The sequence below is a fragment of the Noviherbaspirillum denitrificans genome (assembly GCF_002211445.1).
GTDB lineage: Bacteria > Pseudomonadota > Gammaproteobacteria > Burkholderiales > Burkholderiaceae_D > Noviherbaspirillum > Noviherbaspirillum denitrificans.
The window spans coordinates 48,166-53,393 of the sequence record NZ_LSTO01000002.1; the positions used below are offsets into that span (position 1 = coordinate 48,166).

The 5,228-nt window shown below is 62.6% G+C and carries 4 protein-coding genes; all 4 read left to right on the top strand.

Annotated features, from left to right (window positions below; genetic code table 11):
• A partial coding sequence (locus AYR66_RS23745; protein WP_272938372.1) for a uroporphyrinogen decarboxylase family protein occupies nucleotides 1-202 on the top strand: 202 nt, incomplete at its 5' end.
• Nucleotides 203-1,000: 798 nt separating this feature from the next.
• Nucleotides 1,001-3,052, top strand: a complete 2,052-nt coding sequence (locus AYR66_RS23750) for a primosomal protein N' (RefSeq protein ID WP_088710055.1) — start codon at nucleotides 1,001-1,003, stop codon at nucleotides 3,050-3,052.
• Nucleotides 3,053-3,190: 138 nt separating this feature from the next.
• Nucleotides 3,191-4,117 carry an alpha/beta hydrolase gene (locus AYR66_RS23755; RefSeq protein ID WP_234815067.1) on the top strand — a complete coding sequence of 309 codons (927 nt, stop codon included), beginning with the start codon at nucleotides 3,191-3,193 and terminating at the stop codon, nucleotides 4,115-4,117.
• 56 nt (nucleotides 4,118-4,173) lie between these two features.
• Entirely contained in the window at nucleotides 4,174-4,842 is a 669-nt protein-coding gene (locus AYR66_RS23760; protein ID WP_088710056.1) for a glutathione S-transferase, read from the top strand.
• Nucleotides 4,843-5,228: the final 386 nt, after the last annotated feature.

Below are 5,228 nucleotides of genomic sequence, written 5' to 3' on the forward strand. Positions count from 1 at the left end.
TCCGAACGTGCTGTTCGCCGGTCCGGAACAGATCCGCGACGAAGTGGCGAAGCTGCTGGATTCCTACGGCAAGCCGGAAGCCGGGCATGGGCACGTGTTCAACCTCGGCCACGGCATTTCGCAATTCACCCCGCCGGAATCGGTGTCGGTGCTGGTCGAGGCGGTGCACGAGATGAGCCGCGCATTGCGCGAGGAAAACTAGTGCACAGATAGCGCAAAACTATTGCTGTGCGCGGTCTGTAGACAGGCTATATCGTCAGTCGGACACTTTCGGACGGCGGCAAACGGCTTATTCACATTTGTCGATTTGTGCAAAGCAGCATAAATAATTATTGGAATCAATTTTTCCGGCCCGCACCGGATTTACAAGTGCTTGATTTTTAAAGACTAAATTTTTGCTTTTCAATTTAGCATTTTGTCGGAAGCCGCATAAATCCGGGCTCTGCGGGCTGTCAAGAGGGGCTTTTCCACAAAGTTATCCACAGAGTTTGTGGATAGTGGAAAAAGCTCTTATGAAACGGACATTTAGGTCGATTCTTCAACAATCACATTAAGTTTTGCCAAAACAACAATGCCTTCCGATTCCTTGATCCAGGTCAGGAAGCCAGGTGGCGAATGTTTTTTGTTTTCAAGATTGCAACGGAAAAAAGAACCGGTTTGTCAAGCGTTGTAGGAAAAAATCCAGTTGAAAAGTGAGGGATGCGCCGGACTTACTCACATAAAGCAGTCGTCTCGGCATTTGTGCGGCACCGCAACTTTTTTGCGAACAAAATATTTTTTGTCGCCAACTTGACATTTCAAGTGCTTGATTTAAAAGAGAAAATTTTTTGCTTTTCAAATGGGCAATTTGTTGAAACCCGCATGAAACCTGGGGTTGCCAGCTGTCAAGAGCGAGTTGCCCACAAAGTTATCCACAGAGTCTGTGGGTTTCTCAAAAAGTCTTTATGAATCGCGGCTTTAGCCCTTTTCTTCAAGAATTACATGAAGAACAGCTGACAGGATGCCAACGAGCATCCAACAAGACAACGTGACCCAGCTTTACCTCAAGATCGCCCTCGACACGCCGCTCGACACCTGTTTCGACTACCGCTGGAACGGCGCCCCCGGCGATGCCGTCCCGGAGCCGGGCCAGCTCGCGCTCGTGCCTTTCGGACGCAGGGAAGTGGTCGGCCTCGTGGTGGGGGTCAGCGACAGCACCGAGGTCCCGGCCGACAAGCTCAAGGATGTGCTGGCGGTGCGTACCCAGCTGGCGCCGCTGATACCGGAATGGCTCGCGCTGTGCGGCTTCGCGGCGGAGTACTACCAGCGCCCGCTGGGTGAGGTCGCGGTCCCCGGCCTGCCGAAGAACCTGCGCGCGGAAAAGCCCGTATCGCTGGAACGCGCGCTGAAGAAGATCGCCAAATTCGCGCTCGCGCACGATCCCAAACCCGCCAACGCACCGGTGCTGAACCCGGCGCAGCAGCAGGCGGCCGACGCCATCGCCGCTGCGGAAGGCTTCGCGCCCACGCTGTTGTACGGCGTGACCGGCAGCGGCAAGACCGAGGTCTACCTGCAGGCGGCGGCGCAGGTGCTCGCACGGCACGCGGATGCGCAAGTCCTGATCCTGGTCCCCGAAATCAACCTCACGCCGCAGGTCGAGGCCAATGTGTGCGCCCGCTTTCCCGGTGTGCGCCTGGCGACGCTGCACAGCGGGCTGGCCGAGGGTGAGCGCCTGCTCAACTGGCTGTCGGCCCATCTCGGCCACGCACGCATCGTGCTCGGCACCCGCCTCGCCATCCTCGCATCGCTGCCCAGGCTCAGGCTGATCATCATCGACGAGGAACACGATCCGTCCTACAAGCAGCAGGAAGGCTTGCGCTATTCCGCGCGCGACCTCGCGGTGTGGCGCGCGCGGCAATTGCAGATCCCGATCGTGCTCGGCTCGGCCACGCCCTCTCTGGAAACCTGGCAGCATGTGCAGTCGGGCCGCTACCGCAAGCTGGAACTGCGCGAGCGCGCGTCGAAGGACGCGGTGCTGCCGAAAGTGCGCCTGGTCGACATGGAACGCGACAAGCCCGGCGAAGGCCTGACCTCCTCGCTGGTCAGCGCCATCAAGCGCCGCCTGGATTGCGGCGAACAGTCGCTGCTCTTCCTCAACCGCCGCGGCTACGCGCCGGTGCTCGCCTGCGACGCCTGCGGCTGGATCGGCAATTGCCCGCGCTGCACCGCCTTCATGGTGCTGCACCGCCCGGAACACCGCCTGCGCTGCCACCATTGCAGCCTCGAAATGCGCATCCCCAAGTCCTGTCCCACTTGCGGCAACGTCGATCTGCAGCCGCTCGGACGCGGCACGCAGCGTATCGAGGAAAGCCTGCAGCTGGTGTTTCCGCAGGCCCGCATCTTGCGCATCGACGCGGATTCCACGCGCCTGAAGGGCAGCGCGCAGTCCGCCTTCGACAGCGTGCACCGCGGCGAGGTGGATATCCTGGTCGGCACGCAGATGGTCGCCAAGGGGCATGACTTCCGTAACCTCACGCTGGTCGGCGTGCTCAACCCCGACACCGCACTGTTCTCGCACGACTACCGCGCCAGCGAGAGGCTGTTCGCGCAGCTGATGCAGGTCGCCGGACGCGCGGGCAGGGCGGGACAGAAGGAGGGCGGCAATGCGAGCGAAGTGCTGATCCAGACGCGCTATCCAACGCATCCGCTGTACGGCGCGGTGATGGCGCACGACTACGACCGCTTCGCCGCCGACCTGCTGGAAGAGCGCAAGCAGGCCGGCGTGCCGCCTTTCATGTACCAGGCGCTGCTGCGCGCGGAAGCGCGCGAACTCGACACCGCGATCGCCTTCCTGCAGCATGCCGCGCACTGTGTCGAGCATCCCGGCATCACCATCAACGATCCGATCCCGATGACGGTCACGCGCGTGGCCAATGTGGAGCGTGCGCAACTGCTGGTCGAATCGCCGTCGCGCCCGGCGCTGCAATCCTTCCTCAAGCTGTGGATGGAAACGCTGCGCGCAACCAGGACGCGCGCGAAGTGGTCGCTGGAAGTGGACCCGGTGGATATCTGATCGTTGATCTTCCGCAAGGGCGCATCACTTGCTTACGCCCGGCGGCAATACCCTACGTTCCGATACAAATCCTGCGTTGAAGCGGCCACGCGTGCCGCGCTACGCTGTGTGCATGACCAACGACCGCGAGAGCGTGACATGCACAATCCTGATGGCAACCGGCAGCGCCGCATCTTCCTTGCGATGCTGATGATGGCTGCCGCCAACCCTGCCGCCTGGTCGCAAGGCTTGCGCGAGCGCCGCGCCGCGCGCCGCGACGAACTGGACGAGGGCGACGACGAGGCGATGGCAAGCATCAGCCCGGAGGTGCAGGCGATTCGCGACGTCGCCTACGGGCGCGACAACGCGCAGCGTTTCGATGTCTACCTGCCGCGCCGCGGCGTGCAGAATGCGCCGGTGATCCTGATGGCGCACGGCGGCGGCTGGTACCGTGGCGACAAGGGGATGCGTTCCGTCGTCGCGAACAAGGTGACGCACTGGGTGCCGCAGGGTTACGTGTTCATTTCCACCAATTACCGCATGCTGCCGGACGCCGATCCCGTCGAGCAGGCCGAAGACCTCCGGCGCGCCCTCATCGCGGCGCAACGCCAGGCGGCATCGTGGGGCGGCGATCCGTCGAAGTTCATCCTGATGGGCCATTCCGCCGGCGCACATCTCGCTGCGCTGGTATCGGCGGCGCCCGAGCGCGCATTGCGGCAGGGCGCACAACCGTGGCGCGGTGCGGTGCTGCTCGATAGTGCGTCGCTGGATGTGGTGATGACCATGGAAGGCCGGCACCTGCCGCTGCACGACCGCGCGTTCGGCGGCGACCCGGTGTTCTGGCGGCGGGCATCGCCGTGGCACCAGCTCGCCGCCGGCGCGCCGCCCATGCTTGTGGTCGCCTCGAGCGAGCGCAGGAGTGCAGTCCCGCAGGCGCGGCGATTCGCCGAAAAGGCCGCATCGCTCGGCGTGCGCATGCAGGTGCTGGAAGAGCCGCTGTCGCATCGCCAGATCAACGAGCAGCTCGGCACGCCGGGCAGCTATACCTCCGCGGTGGATGCGTTCATCTCCGGCGTGCTGGGTTAGGCCGATTTTCACCGGTCGTGGGAGAATAGGTCATACAACCTAAAATTAATAATCCCATGATCATCGTCCACCACCTCAACAATTCCCGTTCGCAGCGGGTGCTGTGGCTGCTGGAAGAACTCGGCCTCGAGTACGACATCAAGCGTTACGAGCGCGACCCAAAGACCATGCTGGCGCCTGCTTCGCTGCGCGAGGTCCACCCGCTCGGCAAGTCGCCGGTCATCACCGACGGTGGCCTGACAATCGCCGAATCCGGCGCCATCATCGAATACCTGGTCGAGCGCTACGGCAACGGCCGTCTTGCGCCCGAACACGGCAGTGCCGAGCGGCTGCGCTACACCTACTGGCTGCATTACGCGGAAGGTTCGGCGATGCCGCCGCTGCTGCTGAAGCTGGTGTTCGACCGCATCGAGAACGGGCCGCTGCCCTTCATCGTCAAGCCGGTCGCCAGGGCGATCGCAAAGCGCGCCAAGCGCTCCTTCATCGAGCCGCAGATCGAGCGCCACCTCGACTACCTCGAGAGCGAAATCGGCCGGAACAAATGGTTTGCAGGGAATACATTCAGCGCCGCCGACATCCAGATGAGCTTCCCGCTCGAAGCGGCGGCCGCACGCGGTGGCCTCAATGCGACGCGTCCGAAGCTGATGGACTTCCTGGACCGCATCCGCCAGCGGCCGGCCTACAAGCGCGCGCTGGAGCGCGGCGGCGCATTCACACTCGGCTGATTTGGCGGGAATCGGGTCCGCGCACGGTAAAATGTGCGTAAGAGCCTGTTACTGGTTGTTTGAGTGTCCACGGCAGAGCACGGGAACGATAATGCTTCCCGCCAAGTCTTAATGCGGATGGACGTGCCGGCCGTGTTGGCACTTCAACCAGAGCACAGCGCCAATGACAGCGCTTGACCCGTTACAGTAGAAATCCTCCCCCGCCGCAGCTTGTGATAAACGAAACCCTGATGTCCGGCCTCGCCACCACGCCGCCGCCCGAACCGTCCTTCCCGCACGATCCGGCACTCAAGAATGAAATCCTGCTCGGGCCGGCTTGCCCCGAGCTGATCCGCAACGAAGTGCTGGCCGACCTGCTCGAGGCGACCGCCCAGCGCGTGCCGCTC